This window comes from Mesorhizobium hawassense (assembly GCF_003289945.1).
GTDB classification, from domain to species: Bacteria; Pseudomonadota; Alphaproteobacteria; order Rhizobiales; family Rhizobiaceae; genus Mesorhizobium; species Mesorhizobium hawassense.
In genome coordinates, this window is the sequence record NZ_QMBP01000011.1 from 14,162 (window position 1) to 37,177 (window position 23,016).

Here is a 23,016-nt window from a genome sequence, read left to right on the forward strand (position 1 = left end):
CCGCTGACGGCGTAGGCCTTCGCGAAGCGGGCTCAGCAGCCCGAATTGCGAGGGCTGATGGGACAAATGGGTATTAGATTCGGGAGGAGCTTCGACTTTCTGGGACATGACACCTGGTCGCAGCGTCAGCACGAAGGCACGCCGAAATCCTAGGGGGCTGTACGGCGGCTGTGCGCAGCATTTCGGCCGTTCGGTGACCATCGGGCTCTGCCTCAAAGCAGACCGCTCTAGACTTTGAACTGGGCGCGCCAAAAGATGGCCGTCGTAATGCAAGTCAAAGTGCGAATTTCCGGTAGAAGCGCCCCCCCATTACACTCGCCTCAAAGGCCAGCTCGATTATCCCTTTGCGGCTTGAGCTGAATGCCATGACGACGGCCAGGAAAATGACATAAGACGCGACGAGAGAGAGCAACAGCGCTATGAAGGTACCTGGTAGCGATGCTTTAAGCCCGTATAGCATGACGCTGGTCATGATGGCCGACACAAAGTACGGCCACAGAACCTCCAGCATCTGCTTGAAGCTTAGCGGGCCGCGCCTTGTCGCCCCCCACCACAGGATCGGTCCCTGGATGGTGCCCACGCCTATGTAGAAGGCGGCGACTCCGCTTATGCCCCATGGTAACCCGCATACGAATGAGGCTACAAAAAGGGCGGAGCTCAAGGCGCCCCAGTTTCTCATTTCCTTTGTCCGGTCCTGGCTGATGAATAGCCAGCCGGTGCTGCTACTGATCGGTGCGAAAATGGCGCCAAAGGCCAGAATGGAAAATACCTCGGATACCTCCGACCATCTGGGCCCAAGCAATGTCAGGATGAGCAACTGGCTGTTTATGATGGCGAATATCACCGCCGGGTACGTGGCTAGAATCGTCAGTTCCAGCATTCGGAAATAAAAACGGCGGTATGTTCCCGGCTCGCTCAAGGTTCGTGCAAGAGAAGGAAGAGCGACTTTTGCTATCGGCGTTGTGATCTGGCTTAGCGGCAACAAAAGCAGCTTGTATGCCCTATCATAAATGCCAAGAGGCATCTCACCGAGGTAGCGGCCGATCAATATGTTGTCAAAATTCCTGGCGAAAAAGTTCAGGAAATTGAAGGACGTTATGTTGGCGCCAAAATTCAACAGATGGAAATTCTGGCTTCGCAGAGCAGGCCTGCTCGGAACCCATTTGGCAAACCACCAGGCAAGCAAAAGTGTGGTCAGCGCCGTCGCGATCTGGCTGTAGACGAGCGCCCAATAACCGAAGCCATTCCACGCGAAAAGCAGGCATGTCGCGGACCCGGCCAGAAAGCTGACCAATTCGACCAGCGCGATTTTCGCGAAGAGAAGCTGCCGATTGAGCAAGGCCAAATGCTGGGCGCAGAGACCACCAATCACAAAGGTCGCGCTGAGGCCTACCACGATGGGCACGATCCGCGGTTCTCTGAAGAAAACACCGGCTACCGGGGCAAGGGCAATCACGGTCAGGCAAATAGCCGCGCTGAGCCCCACATTGACCCAGAAAACGAAGCTTAGCTGCTCTTGGTTGATCTCGTCCCTCTGGACGGTGGCTTGGGTCAAGCCGAAATCCGAGAAAAGCGCCGCGAACGCGAACAATGGCGCAGCCATCGCCACTATGCCAAAATCCTCAGGCAGGAGAAGCCGGGCTACAAGGATCTGGTAGCAGAATTGCATCAGGAACTTGAGCGCCTGCGACACGAAATTGATGGCCGTCCCGTTCACCGAGGCGACTTTGAGCTCGGCCCGTGACATTCGGTTGTCAGAAAATGCAAATCTATTAGCCGAAGCCATCTCAAGCAGCTCGAACAGTCGTGACCTTGTTTTTGACTTGCCTCAGAATCGACGCAGCAATCCGCCAGTTCATCATCCCGGCCGTCGCAAGCGGCAATAACCTCCTCTCGGCGAGTAGTGTGCGGGTCTTGTACTCGGCAGACAAACGCTCCATTGCGCGAATGCGCTCCTTGAGAAGGCAAACAAGTCTCGAATTGGCAGATAGTCGATGATCAAGCAAAAGCTTCTTCGACTGATCGACTTGTCCGTCGTAGTTTACCGTCGTCCTGCTCCACCCGGCGCCTCGAGGCGTGTACATGTAGCCGTGAGCGTTGCTGGCCACGTACTTTGCTCCTTCGAGCAGCGCGTCCATCACAAAAAGGAAATCTTCGCCGTGGCGAGAATTGGACGGATAGCGCAGGGATCGATCCGCCAGGAATTTTTGCTTGAACATCGGTTTCAGCAGGCCCCAGTCCGTGTCGATGCCGTAGGGCCTTGCATGTGTCAGGAACGTCTCGATGTCGATCAGCGTCATGTCGTCGGTGAACCCGATGGTCGCGGGACTGGAGGCGTCGGTTGCCGGATCGTAGTATGAGAACTTGTCGGTGACGATGTCGGCATCTTGTGGTGCGGCGACCGTGACAAGCCGCTCGACCCGCCCTGGCGCGTACGCGTCGTCGGCGTCCAGGATTGCGACCCAATCCCCGCTGGCGACCTCCAGGCCGGCATTGCGGGCGGCCGAAGGCCCTGCATTTTTGGGCAGGTGAATGACCTTGATGCGGCTGTCCTTCCGCGACATCGCTCCGGCAAGCTCCGGGGTTGCGTCCGTCGAACAATCATCGACGACAATGATTTCTGTAACAGCATCCCCCTGTGCCACCGCGGAACTGACAGCGCGCTCAAGAAACGGAGACGCGTTGTAGGCGGCAATCAAGACCGAAACGGTAGGACGTATAAAGGGCGGTTTGTGGGCAGGGCTGCGAAAATTTACGGTCATCCGGCACCTCTGGGGAGCGAACCCGGTAGAACCCGCCATTCCCCGGGTCTTGGAAAAAGCCGCTCCTGCCTAGCAGCCGTTGCTGAGGCCGGGATTAGGTGACGATGAAGCGAAACTGAAATCGAAGCCGAGACAGTGGCATCAGGCCTGCGGCAATGTCACCGCAACATGAAGGCCGCCGCTGGGCGAGTGCGTGCTGAGCGTGATGTTTGCGGAAAGACGCTCAACAATGCCCGAGACGATGGCAAGACCCATTCCGGTTCCCTCCACCTCGGGCACGTTCACGCGATAAAACCGTCGGAACACCGCCTCCCGATGCTTGGGGGCAATGCCCGGGCCGCTGTCGGCGATTGAAAGCGCCCAAGCGCCGGGTTTAGGCGAGATCAAGACCCTGATCTTACCGCCAACCGGCGTGTATTTGATCGCATTGTCGATCAAATTGCCAATCAATAGACGAAGCATGGGCTCGTCCGTGTTGACTTCGGCCGACTCGTCTCCGGCGAGCGAGACATCATGCCGCTTCAGCGTGATGAACGTGCCGAATTCGGCGATCAGCGACGCAGTGACATCATAGAGCCGGACTACTTTCGGGTCGAGCGGCTGATGGCTGATGCGTGCCGCTTCCAGCATCTGCTTGACGAGGCGGGTGGCCTTTTCGTTGCTGGCCGTGAGATCGGCGAGGATCGTCTCTCGCTCCGTTTCGCCATCTGCATCGGCCAGCATCTGCAGCAGAAGCTTAATCCCGGCATGGGGCGTTCGTAGCTGGTGCGCTGCCAGGTCAGCGAAGCGTCTTTCTGCCGTCAGCGATCGGTCGAGCTTGCTGAGCAACTGGTTCACTGACATGCCCAGCGGATGCAGGTCGCGCGGCAATGCATCCATCGAGATTACGGAGAGGTCGTCGGGCGATCGGCTGCGGATCTGGCGGACCAAGCCGTGAATGGGTCGCAGGCCGTCGCCGATGCCGTACCAGACCAGCAGCCCGATGACCGGCACCAGCACCATCAGCGGAAAGAACAGATTGAGCATGATGTTCGACACCAGAGTGTCGCGAAGGACTCGCTTTTCGCCGACTTCGACGATGATGCCGGTGTTCGGGATAGGCAACGAATAGACACGCCATAGCTCGTTGGCGTAATTTAGCGTGTTGAAGCCGGCCCGCTGGGCGGGGACGCTCTCCGGGAAGGCGCCATTGGAGAAAATACGGATCTTGCCGTCCTTCCACAGGCGAAATATGTGCGCGTCGGCATAGTCATCCGCCTGATCGTTGATGGCGAGCTGGTTGCCCATCGCAAAGTCCATGTCCTTGACTTGCTTCGGTGGATTATTTCCAGGCGCTTCGATCTGATGTTCCTGCAGCGTCCAAAGCTCGTTGGCGTCATTGATCAGCTTGGCGTCGTAGATCTTGTCGATCTCACTCCGGGCTGAACGGAAGGCAAGGGCTCCTATTATTGCAATCGCGATGAGGATCGTCGGTGTTATCCGCAGAAACAGCTTCCAAGTAAGGGTCAGACGCCTCATGCCTCGACCATATAGCCGACGCCCCGGATGGAGCGGATGAACTCGGCCCCAAGCTTCCTGCGCAGATTGTAGATGATGACCTCGGTCGTGTTGCTTTCCACCGCGCTATCGGCGCTGTAAAGCGCGTATTCGATGTCACTCTTTGTGACGTACTTGCCCGCGCGCTCCATCAGAAGCTTTAGCAGCCGGAATTCCTTGGCGGTCATAGCGATCTGGCCCTCGGCGCCGCGCACCACCATTGCCGCCGGATCCAATTCGATGTCGCCGCTTTTGAGAATGACTTCAGTGCGGCCCTCCCGTCGGCGTATGAGGGCGCGCAGCCGTGCCAGCAATTCGTCGAGGTCGAACGGCTTGATTAGATAATCGTCGGCTCCGCTGTCGAGCCCTTCGACCTTTTGCAGGGACGTATCGCGGGCAGTGAGCAGAAGGATAGGCACATCGTTTCGGTTCTTCCGCGCCGAGCGCAGAACTTCAATCCCGTCCACCCCGGGCAGGTTGACGTCGAGCACGACCACGTCGAAGGCGAGATCCTCGAGCCCCGCAATTGCAGCCTCGCCATCCTGCATCCAGTCCACCCCGTAGGCGTGCTTTTCAAGAGCCTTCTTCAGCGAAGAGCCGAGGATCAAATCATCCTCAACCAGGAGCAGGCGCATGGCTTGTGATGCCTTTGTGTGTTGCTATGAACCGGATGTCTTTCCGGTCCGGCTGCGGATCAAGGAACTCCATCGCGGCATTTTGCAGGCAGAATAGGGGTGCCCCGGGCGTGTGCAGTCACAGTTGCGAGACCAATCGTAAGCGAGTGGACAGGCTGTACATGCGACTGGCCGATCTCGCCGATCCTAGGTATCCAGGCCGCTCGCAGCAAGCCGTTCCACCGTGCATGCCGGACCGTGGATGGAAGCCCTTGCCGCCTACACGCGGGGGGCGCCTGTCTGTCTGCTTTGGCTCCGGCTAACTCCAAACCGGGCAGTCTCCTTCCGCCTGAAGACCGTCAGTCTGGAAAGCCCCTAAAGCCAGGCGTCAAAGTCGCTTCAGCCAAAATCCGGACGCGCTTACGAGTTGGTGAGCTACGCCTCTCGGACGCCCGGAGATGCGAAAGCATCCTTGCTCTCGCAAACTCGCCCGAGCCCAAATCCGGCTGTCAGCCGTACAGGCGAGCGAAGTAGACATTTCACGCGACGCTTAACTCCAGCCGTCCTCTATGACCTGGGCAGCGGCTATCGCGCCGCCTCGCCGAACTCCTTCGACGCGACCATGTGCAATCCGAAGTTATGCAGACTTGCCTTGGGCGTCTGAAATTAGCACGCCTGTGATCGAAAAGTCGTTGCCGGTAGCCAAAGGTTGGCCGGCGACACCCGAAAATGGCTGTCAGCCGGTTGTCAGCTTGGATTCGCTATCTCGTACCAGTGACGGTCGCAAGCCGTCGTAGCCTACAGATTGAATTACCAATCGCATTGCACCCCCCAACCCACCCGATTGGAGACCTCATGTATCGCACTCTCATTCCAGCCGCCTTTGCGGGCATGTTCGCTGGACCCGGCAGTTGCTGCACGGCTGCGATATCTTCGGCCGAACTGGCTTAATAACAGAAACTTCACGCGGAGGATAATATGACCAAAATTCCCTTCAACCGACTTGTCTGGCTCACGCTGCGCGCATCGACGGCGCTGATGCTCACCATTGCACCCTACAATTTGGCGCTTCACGGTGCTGCCAAGATCGTGCCTGCCGCTGCCCACGCCGAGTCCGAGGGCGGCGGTGGTAACGGCGGTGGCGGTGGCGACGGCGGTCACGACGGCGGCAACGGCGGCGGCAGCAATGACGGCGGTGATGGCGGCGATAGCCACAGCAGCAGCAGCGGAAGCTCTAGTGGCCATGATGGCGACCCGGAAGCTGCTGACGGCCAGGGCGAGGACAATATAGGTGGCCCCGGCACGACGGGCACAGGTGCAGGTTCTGCTACCGAGACCGACGGATCCGATGATTCATCTGCCGTGCCCCAGGTGACGGACAACTAAGTGCGCCCCGCACCCTCCTTACGAAAATGTATTCCCGCGGTAAGGCGCGGGAAACATCAATGGTCCATTGCTCCGGAAGGCTGAGCCACCCCAACCCCGGCTGAACTGTCCCGTTTTCCTCGATGGTCGGGAGTACACTTATGCGGTCGCTGATCGGTCGTATGCGGGTATCGGCCGCAACAAAAAGTAGCCGCGAATGCTAGATGAGAAGCCTAGGAGTGGCCAGTGACACCATTGGTTCCTGGGGTCGACAGTTGCAGTCTGAGCCATGACCGCGAGCCTCCAGAAGTGCCTGGCCAGCGAGCGCGCCTGACATCATCGCCCGAGGCAAGGGTAGCGCCCCTTGATGACATAGGCACCTTGGGCCTGCACAACTTTATCGCAAAACAGTTTGCCAGGCCGGAAGGTATTTGTGGGCGCGTAGCCGGGGCCGTCATGGGGCTGATAAACCATGTGCCAAACATGCGGGCCATCGAACTATTGGACATCGCCGAACGTGATGATGTGCTCGAAATGGGATTTGGGCCGGGTTGGGCCCTCAAGAGAATGGCCAAGCTTGCGCGCGCAGGAACGATTATTGGAGTGGATCGGTCGCCGACCATGTTTCGTCAGGCCCAGTCTCGAAATCGAAGAGCAATTGAGGACGGAAAGGTGAAATTGATCCAGGGCAGATTCGAGCAGCTGCCACTGGAAACCGCCACCTTTGACAAAGTTCTGGCTGTCAACGTGATCTACTTTTGTTCCTCGGAAGGAACCGCCCTCAAGGAAGCTCGCAGGGTATTGCGCCGGGGCGGTACCATGTCGATCTACGTGACGGATTGCTCTTACATGAGGGGGTTGCAGTTCATCGGTCCTGAAACCAAGCAAACATTTGACCAAAGAGGACTGGAGGACTTGTTGGTTAACAGCGCGTTTGGGTCCGATCAAATCGAAATCCACCCGGTCTGGTTGCCGTTCGGGTTTCGCGGCCTCGTGGCCCGACTATGTAAGGTGTAAATGTCAGGCAAGGAGCGGAGGTCATAGCTGCAGCATCCATATAAGAGGAGCGCGCCCAACTGGCGGAGGTCTCCCGTTCCTAGTTGTCCAAACGATCCACGAGGGTTACGACAAGGCGATCGATATCGGACCACGTAGTGCGGTGATTGACGGTCGCATCGCACAACCAGGCGGCCGTGGAGCGCGGTTCATGAAGGCGTTGCGAGCCGCTTTCTTGAAGGTCGGACATTGAGTTCCGGATGTATGCCGACTTGGTTCCGTGGATGGCGAAACAAACGATGTGCTCGAGACAGGGGCCTTCAACTCCATCACCGGGTGCTGCCTGAGGGCGAAGTGCTGGCTCGACGTTCCAGTGGCCGGACGCGGAAGGCGGTCAGACTCAGTTCCTTGACCGTCGTTGAGCAGCCGAATCAATCCTCAGCTTGACCTTTGTGCCGAATTCCTCACAAAAAAATCGACGCGACCTAGGCCTGCCAAAACGAACATTCCTGCCAAATGCAAGGGTCCTCTTTCGAGTCAATTCGTCCTTAGTCGGTCGTTCCGCATTGTGCCCCAATCGAGACGTTCGGCGCTTCAAAAGCCAGCCTCGCCTGCCGGCATAATGGCGGGCGACGCTGCGAAATGTGAGATCCTCGCGTCGCCCGCTATGCGAGTCAGCCCACGGCGCCGGCGCTTGTCACTGTTCTTGCCTTGGTTCCCCGATGAACGCCTCCCAACCTCTCTTCGACCATATTTCTCGTATCTGTTCACCTTGATCGCTCTTGAGCTTGTCAGCCGTCCAGAGCAGAGCGCCGTAGATAGTGGCACGATCATCGGCGGTCAGATTAACGATACCCGCCTTGACGACGAGCCCGCCGAGCTCGATCAGGTGCCGGGTGCGTTTGCGGCGTTCGACCTGCCAGGTGCGCATGTCATGCCGAGCCAGAGCCGCTTGCCGGCGATTGCGGGCTGCCCGGTTGCGCTGGAGCGCCGCGCAGGTTGCGCTGAGATTGTGAAGCAGTTCGCCGGGACCGACTGTCGAAAAACATCACCCCACGCTTGGCCCATGCCTCACGCTTTGCGGCGTCCTTCGTCTCGGCGATCGCGACCAGTGCACCGGCCAGTTCGTCGGTGCTGAGTTGATCGGCGCCGGTGGCGATCACCAGCTCGCCAAGCTGCTGCACCTTTCGGTTTTTCAGCTCATTGGCTTTTTCCTCCAGTGCTTTCAGTTCGGCGTCAAAATCCCGTGGTTTACGCATGTGCTGTCTCCTTCGATTGTCGATGCGGCGATGATAGGGGAGCAGCTGCCGGAAGGCTTCAGGGCTGCCGAGACAGCCCGAGACGGGCTGGTCCATCCCGAGAATTTTTCGAGGGAGGGCGCGCTTATACGTCGTGCCGACGTGCGCTTTGACGTGCAAATAGTCTGGTCGCGATGGCGATCTTTCATCTTCACGTCAAGGTCATTGGCCGCAAGGCAGGGAGCAGCGCTGTAGCGTCTGCCGCCTACCGCTCGGCCTCGCGGCTACGGGATGAGCGCATCGATCGAAGTCACGACTTCTCGGCCAAGCGCGGGGTCGTCCATTCCGAGGTCCTGCTGCCAGAGAATGCGCCAGATGCCTGGAGTGACCGCGAACGGCTGTGGAACGACGTCGAGGCGTTCGAGGTGCGCAGGGATGCTCAGCTTGCCCGCGAGGTGGAATTCGCCCTCCCGCGCGAACTGAGCCAGGCGCAAGGGATCGAACTGGCACGAGACTTCGTTCAGGCCGAGTTCGTCAGCCGAGGCATGGTCGCCGATATCAATGTGCATTGGGACAGGGCAGAGGATGGCAGCCCGAAACCGCATGCCCATGTCATGCTCACCATGCGGTCGGTCGACGAGAACGGTTTTGGTCCGAAAGTGCGCGACTGGAACCAAACCGAGCTGGTTGAGCGCTGGCGCCAGCGTTGGGCGGAACTTGCCAATGAGCGCCTGGCCGAACTCGACATCGACGCCCGCATCGATCATCGCAGTCTGGAGGCGCAAGGTATTGCCTTGGAGCCGCAAACCCAGATTGGTGCACCGGCCAAACGCATTGAGGGCAGCGACATTGACGTTGCCGGCAATGAAGCAGAGCGCACCGAACTGCATCGCGAGATCGCGCGCGACAATGGCGCGCGCATCATCGCCGATCCTGGCCTGGCGCTGGATGCCATCACGCATCAGCAATCGACCTTTACACGCAAAGACATTGCGAAGTTCGCGCATCGCCACAGCGACGGAATGGAACAGTTCGACGCGGTGATGGGAGCCATCAGCGGAGCGCCTGACCTGGTCGAACTCGGCAAGGACGGACGCGGTGAAGATCGCTTCACCACGCGGCAGATGATCGAGACCGAACAGCGCCTGCATCGCGCGGCAGAACGCATGGCTGGACAAGAGCGTCATGCGGTGAGTGACGCAGATCGCGAGGCGGCTTTGGCGCGCGCAGCGCAAGGCGGTCTTGTCCTCTCGGGCGAGCAGGCCGGTGCACTGGATCACATCACCGAGGGCCGCGGTCTTGATGTCGTCGTCGGGTTTGCCGGAACCGGCAAGAGCGCCATGCTGGGTGTTGCGCGCCAGGCATGGGCGGCAGCGGGCTACGAGGTTCGAGGCGCGGCGCTCTCCGGCATTGCTGCCGAGAATCTCGCAAGCGGGTCGGGGATCTCGTCGCGCACCATCGCCAGTATGGAACATTGCTGGGAACAGGGCAGGGATCTTCTCGCCGCGCGCGATGTGCTGGTGATCGACGAAGCCGGCATGGTCGGCACGCGCCAGTTGGAGCGCGTGCTCTCCCATGCAGCGGACGTTGGCGCAAAGGTTGTGCTGGTCGGCGATCCGCAGCAACTGCAGGCGATCGAGGCCGGCGCTGCGTTCCGCTCCATCCATGAGCGTCATGGCGGCGTCGAGATCGGTCAGGTGCGCCGGCAGCGCGAGGACTGGCAGCGCGAGGCCACGCGCGATCTGGCAACCGGCAGGATCGGCGCTGCGATCGGCGCCTATGACGCGCAAGGTATGGTGCACCAGGCTGCCACGCGCAATGAGGCGCGCAGCGATCTGGTCGAGCGCTGGGACCGCGACAGGCAGGCACATCCAGAGGCAAGCCGGATCATTCTCACCCACACAAACGACGAGGTTCGCGCGCTCAACAAGGCGGCGCGCGAGCGCATGCGCGCTGCGGGAGATCTCGGCGACGATGTTCAGGTGAATGTCGAGCGCGGCGCAAGAAACTTCGCAAGCGGCGATCGCGTCATGTTCTTGCGCAACGAGCGCGGGCTCGGTGTCAAGAACGGCACGCTTGGCACCGTAGAGGAAATCAGCACACAGAGTATGACGGCGCGCACCGATGACGGCAGGCCCGTACGGTTCGACCTGAAAGACTATGCTCACATCGACCACGGCTATGCCGCGACCATTCACAAGGCCCAGGGCATGACCGTCGACCGCACGCATGTACTGGCGACGCCTGGCATGGATGCGCATGGCAGCTATGTCGCCCTGTCGCGGCATCGAGACGGGACGGACCTGCATTACGGCAGCGATGACTTCGCGACCCGCGAACGGCTCGTTCGGACGCTGTCACGCGACCGCGCCAAGGACATGGCGTCGGACTACGACCGTATCGACCCGGCGCAACATTATGCCGAGCGGCGCGGGATCACCTTCCGGCAACGCGTGGTCGAGATCGTGCGCCGGATCGTTCCGGAGAAGCTGCGCGACAGGATCGGCGGGCTGCTCGACGGGTTGCGCTCGCCAGGAGATGCCGAGCCCAGACAAGACCGTGGGCGGCCGGTAAGGGAAAATGTTGGAGCGCAAATTGGAGATGCCGGCCCCACGCCTGGAAGAGAAGCTTCCGCCAGGGGAGCGTATCGCGAAACGGATGTGCCGGTGGACCCGGAAGCGGCGTTGCGCCGCGCTCGCACGAAGGCGCTTGTGCGTCATGCGCGCGCCATCGATTCGATCATCAGCACTGGAAATGCCGACGGGCAGGGAAGTCCCGAGCAGATGCGCGAATTGAGGGAGGCCCGCAGCGCATTCGAGAAGGTTCGGCCGCATGGCTGGCGCGATGCCGAAGCGGCCTACGTCAAGAATCCGGAACTGGTTCGTGAAGCGGCGACCGGCCGCGTCAACCGCATCGTGCTCGCTCTTCAGCTTGAAACGGAAATCCGCACCGGGATGGACATCGATCCGATCCGCCGCGCGGACCGTTTCGTGGAACGCTGGCAGAAGCTTCACCGGACGAGCCAGGAGCAATACCAGGCCGGCGACATGTCCGGCTACAAGTCAACGCGCTCGGCTATGTCCGACATGGCCAAGAGCCTCGAGCGCGATCCGCAACTGGAATCGCTGCTCGCCAATCACAAGAAGGCCCTTGGCATCCAGGTCGAATCCGGTCGGCGCCTTGGTGCGGAACTCGCACTCAGCCACGGCATCGGCAGGGGGCTCGGTATCGGTATCTGAACCCCTCCGATTTGCCGCCGGTCCCACGCCCCAGGTCGACGAGATTACAAATCTGATTGCGCGAGGCCTGGGCTGCCTGTCTGGTTCCAGCAGGTGTCAGATGCTCTCAGCGAAAGGCAAGGCAGCCATGCCTGAACCGGATCGTATCATTCGCCTTACGACCGTCCTCGCGCGGACCGGCTTGTCTCGCTCAACGATATACCGAAAAATCGCCGAAGGCACCTTCCCGGCTCAGATCAAGATCAGCGTAAACGGTGCGGGATGGAGGGAATCCGATATCAATCGGTGGGTCGCTGATCCTGTCTCCTGGCACACCAGTGCGGCACGACAAAACAGCGACTAACGGCGCTGGAAAGGGCCGCTAGCCGACTGGCAGGTCTCGGAGACGTGACGGCGGTGGGCCGTCCTCTAGTAAGCAACCGCTAGTAATCGAAGCGCTGCAACTGATCCCCACATTTTACCCGATGCCGGCCTGATCGCCATTCGGCATCAGACGGTGACGCCATGTCGTTTACGTTGCTCGGCTAACCGACAACGAACGCAGGCATCTCGTCGTCGACTTGCGCGATCATAGCACTCAACGCAGGCCGACACCCCTCTCACCTTAACTATGCGGCCTTCGCCGCGTAAATAATATGAAGCGCCTCCGGCTTTAGATGTGTGTAGCGGCGCAGCATCTTCCAATCTTTGTGCCCTGTAACCAACGCTACCTGTTCGATTGTGAACCCAGCTTCGAACAGGCGGCTCGTTCCTTCGTGCCGCAAGTCGTGAAAATGAAGGTCGTGGATGTCCAGCTCAGCACACCCTCGGCGGAAGGCTGTTCCGACTGACCTATGATTGAATGGAAAAATTCGGTCATCGCCATTCCTTCGCTTGGCCAACCGATCCTCAACAATGGTCCACGCATCGTATCCGGTTGCGGCGAACAACGGTATGCGTTGATTGTTACCGTTTTTGTTACGAGGGTCTTTGCGGTCACGGATCAGAAGCATGCGCGTGCGGGCGTCCATATCGGACCACCGCGCGTTGCATATTTCCTCCTGGCGCATCGCGGTTGCGACTGCGAAACGTATGATCTGGCCAACAGGTGCTATTTGGCGAGCGTTTGCATCGAAATGAGCGATGAGCTTGTCCAGTTCGTCCTGGGTCGGTCGCCTATCGCGCTGATGGCCTTTCCCAACAAGGCCAAGTCTTTTTAGGGCGACACGCGCCAAATCGACCGGTTCGACCTTGACGGGCAGGCCGTGCACCGCAGCGGCATGAGTCAGAATGAGCTTTACAAAGCCGATGTCGATGCCAAGGGTCATCGGTCCGGCGCCTTGTGCGGCGCGGTCGCGACCGAAACGAATGAGCCGCTCGCGATCAAGCGCTGCGATGTTGCATTTCCCCAGATGTCTTTGGAGCATATTAAGGGCCGCGGCCTTAGAGCGGCGAGGGGACTTGCCTACATCGCACATGTCGTCGATATGAAGGTCGATAAGTTCGCCGAAGGTTTTAAGGCGCGCTATACGGGACTTGGTCGGCGTCTCACCACGATCGACCTGGCGCTCGGTTTCGGTCGCCCAGCGCCGTGCGTCGTCTCGGCGCAGGAAGGTCTCGCTGACGTAGCGACCCTTGCGACGGACTTGGACGCGCCAAGAACCGGACGAGAGCTTTGTATAGGTAGCCATTTTTTCGTGTGCGCTCCGTGTGCACTGAGAGATCGAAACGTGGCGAAAAGGGTCGTATTCTGGCGTAAATTCGTGTGCACTTGGCATGTTCTAACGATTTGATGTTAAAGAAAAAATGCTGAAAAATCAAGACCATAGAGTGGCCGTGGCGCCCATGATGGATTGGACGGACCGGCACTGCCGGTTCTTCCACCGCCAGTTGACGGGGCGCGCGTTGCTCTACACCGAGATGGTTGTGGCGGACGCGGTCATCCATGGCGCACGCGAACGACTGCTCGGTTTCGACGATGTCGAGCATCCGGTGGCGCTGCAGCTTGGCGGGTCGGATCCGGCAAAGCTCGCCGAGGCAGCGCGGATCGGCGAGGCCTTCGGCTATGACGAGATCAACCTGAATGTCGGCTGCCCGTCCGACCGCGTCCAGTCGGGAACGTTCGGCGCCTGCCTGATGAAGACGCCGGTGCTGGTGGCGGAATGCGTCGCGGCAATGAAGGCAGCGGTAAAGATCCCCGTCACGGTCAAATGCCGCATCGGCGTCGACGACCAGGACCCCGAGCCTGCCCTCGACACGCTTGCCGACGGCGTGCTCGCAGCCGGCGCCGACGCGCTCTGGGTGCATGCCCGCAAGGCTTGGCTGGAGGGGTTGAGCCCCAAGGAGAACCGCGAAATCCCGCCGCTCGATTACGAGCGCGTCTATCGGCTGAAGGCCAGAAAACCGAATGAATTCATCGGCATCAACGGCGGCATTCAATCGCTCGGCGAAGTGTCGGCGCATCTCGGGCATGTCGATGGCGCGATGCTCGGCCGCGCCGCCTATCATACACCCGGTATCCTCACCGGCGTCGATGCCGCCTTCTACGGCGAGGCGGTCGCCGCCTTCGACTACGCGGCGCTGATCGACGCCATGGGCGGCTATGCCGCGCGCCATATCGAGCGGGGCGGGCGGCTCGGGCACATCACCCGCCATATGGTCGGACTGTTCCACGGCCTGCCCGGCGCGCGCCGCTTCCGCCAGATCCTTTCCACGGATGCGAACAAGCCCGGCGCCGGGCCGGAGGTGCTGAAGAACGCGTTCGCGGCAATCAATTTCGCCGCGGCCGAGGCCGAGGCGGCCTGATACTTCCGGTTAATCCCGCAGGATCATGCGATCGCCGCGTACGTCGAAGCCCGACAACGAGCCGATGAAGTTCATGCCGAGCAGGCTTTGTTCCAGCATGCCGGGCGCGGCGACCATCACGGTCATGTCCTTGCGCACGATGCCGCCGATCGCCACCTGATCGGTCCTGACGGTCGCGGCTCGGGCCATGCCGTTGGCGGTGGAGACGTCCACATTGTAGCTGAGCGCCGCCGGGTTGAAGCCCGCGGCTTGCGCATCCTCGGACGTCAGCACCGTGCTGGTCGCGCCGGTGTCGACCACGGCGCGCACCGGCGTGCCGTTGACCAGGATGCGGGCTTCGAAATGGCCGTTGTCGGCCTTGTCGAGCGTGACGGTCGGGCGGCCGTTCTCCACGCCGAGTGCCAGCGGGCTGCCCGGGACAAGGCCGGCGGTGACGCGGCTCGCGACGTCCTGCAACTCGTAGCGATACTGGTAGCCTGCGATCAGCACGAGCACGAACGCGGCCCAGACGCCGAGATTGCGCGCCATGTCGCCGAGCGGCCGGCCGGAGCGGAGCAGGCTGGCGCCGATCACCATGACCAGCACGCCGACCCAGATCAGCCGGCCGAAATCATTGTTGTTCATGTCGAAGGTGCTGCCGGCCGAATTGTTGAGCATGAGCAGCACGACGGCGACGCCGATCACCGCCATCACGATCCAGAATAGCCGGTTCATGGTTCTTTCTCACAAAACGCCGCGCTCGCGCGCCATGCGGGTACGCCTTGTTTCGCGGCGCGGCCGCCGCTCGACCGTTTCGAACCGTGCCGGCAGTGCGGCCATCACTGACCGGCGCGCTTCAGGGGTCATCGTCAGCCAGGCGGAAATCTCGTCGCGCGTGCGCCCGCAACCGAAGCAGAAGCCGGTTTTCATGTCGATCGAACAGACCAGGATGCAGGGGGATTCGATGGCGGTCATGCTGTTCTCTTGCCTTTATTCCACATGGTGCAACCGTCGGAGCAATGCAAGCCCTCCGCAACACGCCGCAAGGCAGCGCGTTCGCGGCATCGTCAGGCGGTTGTGCAGCACGGAGAAGGCGGCTATGCCGCGTGCAACTTCCGCAACGAACCGCGACCGACATCTATGACCGCAACGCCTTTCGACGATTTCCGAAGCCTCCTGGCGGCGTTGCCGCCCGCCGATGACGCGGCCGACGCCCGCGTCCGTGCGCTCTTCGCCAAGGCCGAAAAGCAGAAGGAATCGCTCGGTCGCATCGAGGACATAGCGGCTTGGGTGGCTGCCTGGAGCGGGCGCGCGCCGCCGGCGATCAACCGGCCCCTTGTTGCGATCTTCGCCGGCAATCACGGCGCGGTACGGCATGGCATTTCGCCGCGGCCGGTGGCTGCGACCGCCAATGAAGTCGAGCTCTGCGCCGCCGGCGGAGCAGCGATCAACCAGGTCTGCATCGCCAACGATCTCGGCCTGAAAGTCTTCGACCTGGCATTGGACATTCCCACGGCCGACATCACCGAGGGAGCCGCGCTCGACGAGCGCGGTTGTGCCGCGACCATGGCCTTCGGCATGGAGGCGGTCGCCGGTGGCGCCGATCTTCTGTGCCTGGGCGATCTCGGGGTCGGCAATTCGACGATTGCCGCCGCGCTCTGCGCCGCGCTGTTCGGCGGCAAGGGCGCGGACTGGGTCGGCCCGGGGTCAGGCGCCGATGCGACGATGATCACACGCAAGGCCGAGGTCGTGGATCGGGCGCTGGCGTTTCATGGTTCCGCTCTCGGCGACCCGCTCGAGGCCTTGCGGCGGGTCGGCGGTCGCGAGTTCGCGGCGATATGCGGCGCCATTCTCGCGGCGCGCATGCAGAAGATCCCCGTCCTGCTCGACGGGTTCGTGGCGACCGCCGCGGCCGCTGTCCTTTATGCGGTCAATCCCGGCACGCTCGATCATTGCCTGCTCGCCAGCCTGTCGCTCGAGCCTGGCCACGCCAAAGCGGCCGAAGCGCTCGGATTGCGGCCGCTGCTCGACTTCGGCATCAGCCATGGCGAAGGGGTGGGGGCTGCGCTGGCCACCGGCATCGTCAAGGCCGCGGCGCTGACCAGTTCCGGCATGGCGATGGCTGTCCGGCGTTAGAGCCGACAAGGTTGCTTCAACGGCGTGCGCGCGCCGCCGCGACAGCCGTGGTCGGCAAAGCCGGCAGTTCCTCCATCACCCGGCTCAGCGGGAAGATGGCGATCGCCTCGGTGCCCTCACGCAGCTTGGAATGAAGCTCGAACTCGCCGCCATGCATGGCGAGCAGGCCCTGCACGATCGGCAGACCGAGACCGGTTCCCTGCTCGGCGCTCTTGATGGCGATCGAGCCCTGTCCAAAGGCCGAAAGCACCACCGGAATTTCCTCTTCCGGGATGCCCGGGCCATTGTCCTTGACCGAAACATACTGGCCGCCGCCCGCCGTCCAGCCGACCCGCACGCGCACCTCGCCGCCGGACGGGGTGAACTTGATCGCGTTCGACAGAAGGTTGAGCGTGATCTGCCGCACCGCGCGCTCGTCGGCGAAGAGGCGCGGCAGGGTCTCCTCGAACTCCTGGACGATGCGGATGTCCTTGTTGCGGGCGCGCAGCTCCATCATGTGGCAGCAGTCCTCGACGATAGTCAGCAGCACCACCGGCTCCTCGTTGAGCTGGTAGCGGCCGGCTTCGATGCGCGACAGATCGAGGATCTCGTTGATCAGATCGAGCAAATGCTGGCCGGACTCATGCACGTCATGGGCATAGTCGCGGTAGGTCGGATTGTTCATCGGACCCAGCACTTCATTGGCCATCACTTCGGAGAAGCCGAGGATGGCGTTGAGCGGCGTCCTGAGTTCGTGGCTCATCGAGGCGAGGAAGCGCGACTTCGCCAGATTGGCGTCCTCGGCGCGCCGCCTTGCCTCGTCCGACATCGATTTCGCCGTCTCCACCTCGGCGATCAGCGCGTCCTTTTCGGAGCGGAACGAGAGCAGCATCAACGAAGCCCGGTTGAGATGACGCGCGAAATAACCGAAGAAGACAAGCGCGGCGATGAGAAGCGCCGCCATCGTGGCTTCGATCGGCATCCACAGTCGGATAACGGCGTAGACATAAACGGCAACGGGGATGGCGAAGGTCGCGAACAGAGCGCCGCCAAGCGAGGACGCAAGGATCGCCGTCGTTGCCATCGCGATCAGCAGCACCATGGCCTTGGCCACATGGAACTGGTCGATCTGGCATGTGGCGCAGCCGATCCAGGCGAACCATGCCCAGCCAAGGCCGCACAGGAAATGGCCGATCAGGAAGTCGCGCCGCGCCAGCACCGGGTCGAGCTCGGCCGCCTCGGTTCGTTCCACGCGCCGCGCCATGAAGGCGACGATCGCGTAGCAGAGCAGCGTCGCGAGCGCCCAGATAATGATCCGGCTCTCCAGGCCCGCCAGCCAGCCGATGCCCGCCACGGAAAGCACGAGCGGCGGGATCGCGACCGCGCTGACGATCATGGCGCGTGCATGCAGCTTCAGCAGTTCTCGGTCGAAGTCGAGGCTGCCCGCCTGCTGCGAGAGGCGGTCGCGCGTCTTGCGCACCGCACGCGCCACATCGCTGTTGCGGTGCGGTTTACGGCGGTCCACAATGAATTTATCCGCTGTGTTCGAGCGTAGCAAAGGCATACGGACTTCAATTTCTGCGCGCGGCAATTTCCAGTTCGTTAAGCTACGTTCGAATGATTAAGAGACTGTTTGCCATATGAGCCGTTTCGGCCCGCAAGGACCGCGCCGGCGTTACGCGGCAAGCCCGCCGCGAAGCCTCTGGCGCAAGCTGCTGGACTACGGGTTGGCCATCCTTCTGCTCGGGCTCTTGATCCTGGTGGCGGCGCGGCTCGACCGTTTTGAAACGCGCAAGGAGCAAGGCACCGCGATCGTCAATGACGGCGATTCGATCACGCTCGGGGCAGAGCGCATCCGCATGCGCGGCATCGACGCTCCGGAGTATCAGCAGACCTGCCAGAAGGCCGGCGCCGACTATCCGTGCGGCAAGCTCGCCCGGCAGTCGCTGGTGCGGCTGATCGCCGGCAGGCCGGTTTCCTGCAGCGGCTGGCAGCGAGACCGCTACGGCCGGCTGCTCGGCGACTGCAAGGCAGGCGACACCGATCTCAACCGTTCCCAGGTGCAGGCCGGATGGGCAGTCGCCTTCGGCGATTTCGAGACGGAAGAAGCGGTGGCGAGGGTGGCGAAGGTCGGCATCTGGGCGGGCACATTCGAGGAGCCGCGGGACTGGCGCGACGGCCATCACGATGCGCCGGTCGAGCGCAAGCACGGTATGCTGGCCTCGTTCGGCGATGCATTGCGCGAATTCATTCGCTTCTGGTGAGGGACGGACCGGCGCTCTAGGATCGGTGAGGGAATTGGGAGGATAGAATGAAGCTGTTCGACGGTGGCCGGGCCCCCAATCCCCGGCGGGTGCGCGTCTTCCTCGCCGAAAAGGGGCTGACGGTTCCGCTGGTGCCGGTCGACATGGGCGCGCTGGAGCATCGCGGCGACGAGGTGGCGCAGCGCAACCCACTGCGGCGCCTGCCGGTGCTCGAGCTCGATGACGGCACCATCATCACAGAATCGATCGCGATCTGCCGCTATTTCGAGGAGTTGCATCCCGAGCCGGCGCTGTTCGGCGAGGGCGCGCTCGGCAAGGCAATGGTCGAGATGTGGCAAAGACGCCTGGAACTGAACCTCATGGTCAGCGTCGCGGCCGCGTTCCGGCACATCCATCCGGCGATGAAGGAGTGGGAAGTGCCGCAGATTCCGGAATGGGGCGAGGCCAACAAGCCGAAGGCGATCGAATTCCTGCATCTCCTCGACAAGGAACTGGCGCAGCGGGAATTCGCCGCGGGCGATGCCTATTCGGTCGCCGACATCACCGGTATGATCGCCGTCGATTTCATGAAACCAGCCCGCATCAAGGTGCCGGAGGAGTGCACGAACGTGCTGCGCTGGTATGCGGCGCTGACGAGCCGGCCGAGCGCAACGGCCTGAGCGACGCTATTGGATAGATCGCCGGATATGAGCGAAACGCTGGAGCGCCTTACCGCGAAGGTGCGGGCCTGTCGCATTTGCGTGGAACATCCGCTCGGCCGGCCCTTGCCGCACGAACCGCGGCCGGTTCTCCTGCCGTCTTCGCGGGCGCGCATCCTGCTCGCCAGCCAGGCGCCCGGCACCAAGGTGCATCTGTCGGGCATGCCGTTCACCGATACCTCGGGAGATCGGTTGAGAAGCTGGCTCGGCGTCACCTCGCAGGAATTCTATGACACCGGAAAATTCGCCATCGTGCCGATGGGCTTCTGTTTTCCGGGGCAGGACGCCAAAGGCGGCGATCTGCCGCCGCGTCGCGAATGCGCGCCGGCCTGGCGCGCCCAGTTGATGGCACTGATGCCGCAGATCAATTTGGTGCTAACCATCGGCGGCTATGCGCAGGCCTGGCACATGGGCACGGGGCGCCTGCCGTCGCTGACGGAGACGGTCAGAAATTGGCGCGACATATGGGATGGATCGGGCGTTGCGAAAGTGCTGCCGCTGCCGCATCCGTCCTGGCGGAACACCGGCTGGCTGAAGAAGAATCCCTGGTTTGAAATGGATTTGCTGCCCTTCCTGAGGTCGGAAATCCGCTATCGCATCGATTAGACATTCCGCAAGATATCACTCGCTTTTGCCGACATCGGCAGAATTTCTTTCTTGTGAAAGCCTCCGATAAAAGGGATTATAGCCAAACTATTCCCCTGGAGCCTCCCCCATGGATCGCCTCGACAGAAAAATTCTCCGCCTCCTGCAGGAGGACGCCACGCTTGCGGTGGCCGACGTCGCCAAGAAAGTCGGCCTGTCCACCACGCCGTGCTGGCGGCGCATCCAGAAGCTCGAGGAAGAGGGCGTCATCAAGCGCCGCGTCGCAATCCTCGACCATGAGAAGGTCAATGTGCGCGTCACCGTGTTTGTGTCGATCCGCACCAATTCGCACAGCCATGAATGGCTGCGCCGCTTCTCCGAGGTCATCCAGGAGTTTCCCGAGGTGGTCGAGTTCTACCGCATGAGCGGCGACGTCGATTACCTGCTGCGCGTCGTGGTGCCGGACATCGCGGCTTACGATGCCTTCTACAAGCGGCTGATCGCCAAGATCGAAATCCGCGACGTGTCCTCGTCCTTCGCCATGGAGCAGATCAAATACACGACCGAGATTCCGCTCGACTACATGATGCTGGACAAGGAATCGGGCGCGAACGCGGCGTGATCGACCGCGGCCATTGGCCGTCGGGTTACTCTTGGCGGTCTCGCCTTTCATGAAATTTCAAGAAATACCCATACGCGATATCGATTAGAACAACGAACGCCGCCACATAGAAGAAATACTTCTGGTAGTGATTGTGTATGAAGTTAAATGCGCAAAACCACACAAAGGCGCTAGTGAACCAAATTATTGGGCGAGGACCAAATGATTTCCGAAAAAGCTGCAGCATAGAGTCGCGCGCCTGCTGATCATTTCAGCCAAAGTTATCCTCGCATTTTTGGAATTGCAACGTAGTGTGACATAAGCGTCCCGGCTACCTGTGTCGCAATCGTTCCAGTTGCGCTTAGTTCTTCTTTTTGTTGAGGAAACTCCACGGCGAGTTGACCGGCAGGGTAACCGCATCCGGCACTGTGTCGACGGTCGCCACCTCGGCCTTGCGCACGGTATAGCCCGATTCGACGACCGAGACGCCGTCGAGGATGAAGAGCTGGCTCTTCTCCATGCCGGGCTCCAGCACGCCGGTGACGGCGACCGGCTCATAGGCCTCTTTCATCTTGTAAGGACGCGCCGGCGTGACCAGCACGATCTGGTTCGGGGGCGGCGTCGGCATGTGGCTGCAGGCACCGGTCCACGGCACCAGCAGGAACTGGTAGACGAGGTCGCCGTCGCGATCGACGGGTAGTGCATAGCCGGCTAATTGTATCGTCTTGTCCTGCAAGCTGAGCGACAGCGTCTCGCCGTGATCGGGCAGTTTTGCCGCGATCATCGGCAGGTTTGCGTCCTCGGCGACGGCTTGCGCGGCGGGGCGAAGATCCTTCCAGAAGATATGAGCCACGTCGGCCGCGGCATCGGCTCCGGTGGCCACGAGGAGGAGCGCTGCCGCCAGCGCCGCGCATGTTCTGAAACGCTTGTTCATGGTCGCTCCATCCTCCGTCAGTCGATATGCGGAATCGAGTAAAAGCGTCGTGACCGATCTCACCGGCTCAGCCGCATCACATGGCGGCGCGAGCCGGCGGTGCCGACCTCATGGAAGCCGCGCGCGACGAACATGTCGCGAAAACCCATGAAGCGATAGCTCGGCGCCGTGTCGTCGACGGGATAGGCCTCGACGATGCGCGCGCCCTTGCCGAAGGCATGGCCGATCGCGGCATCGAGCAGGGCGGAAGCCAGCCCGCCGCCGCGCAGCGCCCTCGGCACATAGAAGCAGACGATCGACCATATGCCTGTCTCGCTGTCGTCCTGCTGCTTCGAGAGTTTCCGGTAGGTCTCGCGCGGCGCGACCGAGCACCAGCCGACTGACTTGCCGTCGAGCTCGGCGACGATGCCGACGGGGGTGCCGGCATCGATGAGCGCGGTCATCATGCGCTTCTTCTCATCGTTCTGGACGTGCGCGCGGCTGGACTGGCGCCAGGCCATGCACCAGCAATATTTCGGCGCGCCTGGCTGCTCGAACAGATCTTCGAAATAGTCCCGTGTCTCTTGCGTCACCTCGACGAAGCGGATGCCGGCAAAGTCAGGTTTTTGCGGCTGCGAGCCTTGCGATCTGTTTGGCATCCGTCAGTTCCTTCACCGCATCCTTGCCGATCCAGCGCGCCGTCCTGTCGGACGATGCCGCCAGTTTTTCCGCCAGCGCAAGGGCAGGGGCGTGCAGGCTCATCGACCGCTTGCCGATCTGCCGCAGCGCCCAGTTCACCGCCTTGCGAACGAAATTGCGCGGGTCGCCGGCATGTTTCTCGATCAGCGGCAGGTAGGCAAGGAAGGTCGAGTCCGGCTCTTTCTTGAGGTGCACCGCGCTCCAAGCCAGCATGGCAAAGGCGGTGCGGCGGACGAATTCGCGTTCGTCTTCGGCAAATTCGTCGATCAGCTCACGCCAGAACGGTGTGTCGGCAAACAGGTCGGCAACGGTATCGACGATTTCCCAGCTGTCGAAATCGGCGGCCCAGCGCCGGCACTGGTCGATGTCGACCTTTTTCGGCTCGCCGGTGAAGGCGGCCATCAGACGCGCCTCGCGGACGCCGCTGTCCCAGAGCTGCAGCGACCGCTCGTGGTTCTTCTTCAGCTTGCGCGCGAGCGGCCGCAATTCGGAATTGCCGATGCCGAGCGCGCTCGCGGTGTTGATGCCGAAGCGCGCCATGCCCACCCGGTTGTCCTCCGTGCCGATCGAGTGCAGGTGAGCGACGATGTCGTCGGCGCTCCAGCTCGGATCGGGCAGGGGCATCGCA

General features: G+C 61.5%; 23 protein-coding genes. 10 read left to right on the top strand and 13 right to left on the bottom strand.

Going from position 1 to position 23,016, the window contains the following annotated elements; genetic code table 11:
• Positions 1 to 274 precede the first annotated feature (274 nt).
• The 4 genes from DPM33_RS21550 to DPM33_RS21565 all read right to left on the bottom strand — a co-directional run bounded on the left by DPM33_RS21550 (position 275) and on the right by DPM33_RS21565 (position 4,933).
• On the bottom strand, positions 275 to 1,747 hold the full coding sequence (locus tag DPM33_RS21550) for a lipopolysaccharide biosynthesis protein (RefSeq protein WP_167449168.1): 1,473 nt from the start codon (positions 1,745 to 1,747) through the stop codon (positions 275 to 277).
• Between the two features lie 40 nt (positions 1,748 to 1,787).
• Complete coding sequence (locus DPM33_RS21555) at positions 1,788 to 2,762, bottom strand: glycosyltransferase family 2 protein (protein WP_167449169.1); 975 nt, start codon at positions 2,760 to 2,762, stop codon at positions 1,788 to 1,790.
• Positions 2,763 to 2,903: 141 nt separating this feature from the next.
• Positions 2,904 to 4,280 carry a sensor histidine kinase gene (locus DPM33_RS21560; protein WP_112099460.1) on the bottom strand — a complete coding sequence of 459 codons (1,377 nt, stop codon included), beginning with the start codon at positions 4,278 to 4,280 and terminating at the stop codon, positions 2,904 to 2,906.
• Entirely contained in the window at positions 4,277 to 4,933 is a 657-nt protein-coding gene (locus DPM33_RS21565) for a response regulator transcription factor (RefSeq protein ID WP_112099461.1), read from the bottom strand. Before DPM33_RS21565 ends, DPM33_RS21560 begins: the two co-directional genes overlap by 4 nt.
• Positions 4,934 to 5,890: 957 nt before the next feature.
• On the opposite strand from DPM33_RS21565, the gene DPM33_RS21570 reads away from it, so the two are divergent.
• Together DPM33_RS21570 and DPM33_RS21575 are read left to right on the top strand one after the other, a co-directional pair.
• Positions 5,891 to 6,298 carry a hypothetical protein gene (locus DPM33_RS21570; protein WP_112099462.1) on the top strand — a complete coding sequence of 136 codons (408 nt, stop codon included), beginning with the start codon at positions 5,891 to 5,893 and terminating at the stop codon, positions 6,296 to 6,298.
• Between the two features lie 225 nt (positions 6,299 to 6,523).
• Entirely contained in the window at positions 6,524 to 7,294 is a 771-nt protein-coding gene (locus DPM33_RS21575; RefSeq protein ID WP_146770304.1) for a class I SAM-dependent methyltransferase, read from the top strand.
• Positions 7,295 to 7,970: 676 nt separating this feature from the next.
• On the opposite strand, the gene DPM33_RS21580 is transcribed toward DPM33_RS21575, so the two are convergent.
• Both DPM33_RS21580 and DPM33_RS21585 read right to left on the bottom strand, forming a co-directional pair.
• Positions 7,971 to 8,204, bottom strand: a complete 234-nt coding sequence (locus DPM33_RS21580) for a conjugal transfer protein TraD (protein WP_112099464.1) — start codon at positions 8,202 to 8,204, stop codon at positions 7,971 to 7,973.
• Between the two features lies 1 nt (position 8,205).
• Positions 8,206 to 8,532, bottom strand: a complete 327-nt coding sequence (locus DPM33_RS21585; protein WP_112099624.1) for a conjugal transfer protein TraD — start codon at positions 8,530 to 8,532, stop codon at positions 8,206 to 8,208.
• A gap of 173 nt (positions 8,533 to 8,705) precedes the next feature.
• Between DPM33_RS21585 and traA the strand changes: the two genes are divergently transcribed.
• On the top strand, positions 8,706 to 11,750 hold the full coding sequence (gene traA / locus DPM33_RS21590; RefSeq protein WP_112099465.1) for a Ti-type conjugative transfer relaxase TraA: 3,045 nt from the start codon (positions 8,706 to 8,708) through the stop codon (positions 11,748 to 11,750).
• Between the two features lie 127 nt (positions 11,751 to 11,877).
• Positions 11,878 to 12,093: a helix-turn-helix transcriptional regulator gene (locus DPM33_RS21595; RefSeq protein WP_112099466.1), complete on the top strand. Its 216-nt coding sequence runs from the start codon at positions 11,878 to 11,880 to the stop codon at positions 12,091 to 12,093.
• A gap of 265 nt (positions 12,094 to 12,358) precedes the next feature.
• On the opposite strand, the gene DPM33_RS21600 is transcribed toward DPM33_RS21595, so the two are convergent.
• On the bottom strand, positions 12,359 to 13,420 hold the full coding sequence (locus tag DPM33_RS21600) for a tyrosine-type recombinase/integrase (RefSeq protein WP_112099467.1): 1,062 nt from the start codon (positions 13,418 to 13,420) through the stop codon (positions 12,359 to 12,361).
• Between the two features lie 115 nt (positions 13,421 to 13,535).
• Here DPM33_RS21600 and dusA point away from each other — a divergent pair, with 115 nt between their 5' ends.
• Entirely contained in the window at positions 13,536 to 14,534 is a 999-nt protein-coding gene (gene dusA, locus DPM33_RS21605) for a tRNA dihydrouridine(20/20a) synthase DusA (RefSeq protein WP_112099468.1), read from the top strand.
• Positions 14,535 to 14,543: 9 nt separating this feature from the next.
• On the opposite strand, the gene DPM33_RS21610 is transcribed toward dusA, so the two are convergent.
• Positions 14,544 to 15,248: a retropepsin-like aspartic protease family protein gene (locus tag DPM33_RS21610; protein ID WP_112099469.1), complete on the bottom strand. Its 705-nt coding sequence runs from the start codon at positions 15,246 to 15,248 to the stop codon at positions 14,544 to 14,546.
• Between the two features lie 9 nt (positions 15,249 to 15,257).
• The gene (locus tag DPM33_RS21615; RefSeq protein WP_112099470.1) at positions 15,258 to 15,488 is read right to left on the bottom strand and encodes a DUF1289 domain-containing protein; all 231 of its coding nucleotides are present in this window, start codon (positions 15,486 to 15,488) and stop codon (positions 15,258 to 15,260) included.
• A 165-nt stretch (positions 15,489 to 15,653) separates the two neighbouring features.
• On the opposite strand from DPM33_RS21615, the gene DPM33_RS21620 reads away from it, so the two are divergent.
• On the top strand, positions 15,654 to 16,649 hold the full coding sequence (locus tag DPM33_RS21620) for a nicotinate-nucleotide--dimethylbenzimidazole phosphoribosyltransferase (protein ID WP_112099471.1): 996 nt from the start codon (positions 15,654 to 15,656) through the stop codon (positions 16,647 to 16,649).
• A 16-nt stretch (positions 16,650 to 16,665) separates the two neighbouring features.
• Here the strand turns inward: DPM33_RS21620 and DPM33_RS21625 are convergent, their stop codons facing one another.
• Positions 16,666 to 18,192 carry a sensor histidine kinase gene (locus DPM33_RS21625; RefSeq protein WP_112099472.1) on the bottom strand — a complete coding sequence of 509 codons (1,527 nt, stop codon included), beginning with the start codon at positions 18,190 to 18,192 and terminating at the stop codon, positions 16,666 to 16,668.
• Positions 18,193 to 18,268: 76 nt separating this feature from the next.
• On the opposite strand from DPM33_RS21625, the gene DPM33_RS21630 reads away from it, so the two are divergent.
• From DPM33_RS21630 to DPM33_RS21645, 4 genes are all read left to right on the top strand, one after another.
• Positions 18,269 to 18,892 (top strand): thermonuclease family protein, encoded by a 624-nt coding sequence (locus tag DPM33_RS21630; protein WP_112099473.1) that lies wholly within the window; start codon positions 18,269 to 18,271, stop codon positions 18,890 to 18,892.
• 47 nt (positions 18,893 to 18,939) lie between these two features.
• Complete coding sequence (locus DPM33_RS21635; RefSeq protein ID WP_112099474.1) at positions 18,940 to 19,551, top strand: glutathione S-transferase; 612 nt, start codon at positions 18,940 to 18,942, stop codon at positions 19,549 to 19,551.
• A gap of 27 nt (positions 19,552 to 19,578) precedes the next feature.
• On the top strand, positions 19,579 to 20,196 hold the full coding sequence (locus DPM33_RS21640; RefSeq protein ID WP_112099475.1) for a uracil-DNA glycosylase family protein: 618 nt from the start codon (positions 19,579 to 19,581) through the stop codon (positions 20,194 to 20,196).
• Positions 20,197 to 20,305: 109 nt separating this feature from the next.
• Positions 20,306 to 20,797, top strand: a complete 492-nt coding sequence (locus DPM33_RS21645) for an Lrp/AsnC family transcriptional regulator (protein WP_027169345.1) — start codon at positions 20,306 to 20,308, stop codon at positions 20,795 to 20,797.
• 340 nt (positions 20,798 to 21,137) lie between these two features.
• Here the strand turns inward: DPM33_RS21645 and DPM33_RS21655 are convergent, their stop codons facing one another.
• From DPM33_RS21655 to DPM33_RS21665, 3 genes are read right to left on the bottom strand one after another with little or no spacing between them, the layout of a single operon-like run.
• Complete coding sequence (locus tag DPM33_RS21655) at positions 21,138 to 21,710, bottom strand: DUF3299 domain-containing protein (RefSeq protein ID WP_112099477.1); 573 nt, start codon at positions 21,708 to 21,710, stop codon at positions 21,138 to 21,140.
• Positions 21,711 to 21,769: 59 nt separating this feature from the next.
• Positions 21,770 to 22,348, bottom strand: coding sequence for a GNAT family N-acetyltransferase (locus tag DPM33_RS21660; RefSeq protein WP_112099478.1), 579 nt, complete (start codon positions 22,346 to 22,348; stop codon positions 21,770 to 21,772).
• Positions 22,308 to 23,012, bottom strand: a complete 705-nt coding sequence (locus DPM33_RS21665; protein ID WP_112099479.1) for a DNA alkylation repair protein — start codon at positions 23,010 to 23,012, stop codon at positions 22,308 to 22,310. The genes DPM33_RS21660 and DPM33_RS21665 overlap by 41 nt, the downstream gene beginning before the upstream one ends.
• Between the last annotated feature and the right edge of the window lie 4 nt (positions 23,013 to 23,016).